The following is a 1,503-nucleotide window of genomic DNA, read 5'->3' as shown; positions in this document are numbered from 1 at the left end:
CTGAGGACAAGCCCTCGGCCTATTAGTACCGGTCAACTCCACCCCTTACGAGGCTTCCATATCCGGCCTATCAACCCAGTCGTCTACTGGGAGCCTTACCCTCTCAAGGAGGTGGGAGTGCTCATCTCGAAGCAGGCTTCCCGCTTAGATGCTTTCAGCGGTTATCCCTCCCGAACGTAGCCAACCAGCCATGCCCTTGGCAGGACAACTGGCACACCAGAGGTTCGTCCGTCCCGGTCCTCTCGTACTAGGGACAGCCCTTCTCAACACTCCTACGCGCACAGCGGATAGGGACCGAACTGTCTCACGACGTTCTAAACCCAGCTCGCGTACCGCTTTAATGGGCGAACAGCCCAACCCTTGGGACCTACTCCAGCCCCAGGATGCGACGAGCCGACATCGAGGTGCCAAACCATCCCGTCGATATGGACTCTTGGGGAAGATCAGCCTGTTATCCCCGGGGTACCTTTTATCCGTTGAGCGACGGCGCTTCCACAAGCCACCGCCGGATCACTAGTCCCGACTTTCGTCCCTGCTCGACCCGTCAGTCTCACAGTCAAGCTCCCTTGTGCACTTACACTCAACACCTGATTGCCAACCAGGCTGAGGGAACCTTTGGGCGCCTCCGTTACTCTTTAGGAGGCAACCGCCCCAGTTAAACTACCCACCAGACACTGTCCCTGATCCGGATCACGGACCCAGGTTAGACATCCAGCACGACCAGAGTGGTATTTCAACGACGACTCCACAACAACTGGCGTTGCTGCTTCAAAGTCTCCCACCTATCCTACACAAGCCGAACCGAACACCAATATCAAGCTATAGTAAAGGTCCCGGGGTCTTTCCGTCCTGCTGCGCGAAACGAGCATCTTTACTCGTAATGCAATTTCACCGGGCCTATGGTTGAGACAGTCGAGAAGTCGTTACGCCATTCGTGCAGGTCGGAACTTACCCGACAAGGAATTTCGCTACCTTAGGATGGTTATAGTTACCACCGCCGTTTACTGGCGCTTAAGTTCTCAGCTTCGCCTGGACGAATCCAAGCTAACCGGTCCCCTTAACGTTCCAGCACCGGGCAGGCGTCAGTCCGTATACATCGCCTTACGGCTTCGCACGGACCTGTGTTTTTAGTAAACAGTCGCTTCTCGCTGGTCTCTGCGGCCACCCCCAGCTCAGAGTGCAAGACTCATCACCAGGAATGGCCCCCCTTCTCCCGAAGTTACGGGGGCATTTTGCCGAGTTCCTTAACCATAGTTCACCCGAACGCCTCGGTATTCTCTACCTGACCACCTGAGTCGGTTTGGGGTACGGGCCGCCATGAAACTCGCTAGAGGCTTTTCTCGACAGCATAGGATCATCCACTTCACCACAATCGGCTCGGCATCAGGTCTCAGCCTTAATGAGTGACGGATTTGCCTATCACTCGGCCTACACCCTTACCCCGGGACAACCACCGCCCGGGCTGGACTACCTTCCTGCGTCACCCCATCGCTCACCTACTAC

General features: G+C 56.2%; 1 rRNA gene. It reads right to left on the bottom strand.

Going from position 1 to position 1,503, the window contains the following annotated elements:
• Positions 1 to 2: 2 nt before the first annotated feature.
• Positions 3 to 1,503: ribosomal RNA gene (locus ABT263_RS38765) — 23S ribosomal RNA — on the bottom strand; the annotation flags it as partial.

It is taken from the genome of Kitasatospora sp. NPDC001603, from assembly GCF_040298365.1.
In the GTDB taxonomy this organism is placed as follows: Bacteria; Actinomycetota; Actinomycetes; order Streptomycetales; family Streptomycetaceae; genus Kitasatospora.
This window is presented reverse-complemented; position numbering and strand designations above follow the sequence as displayed.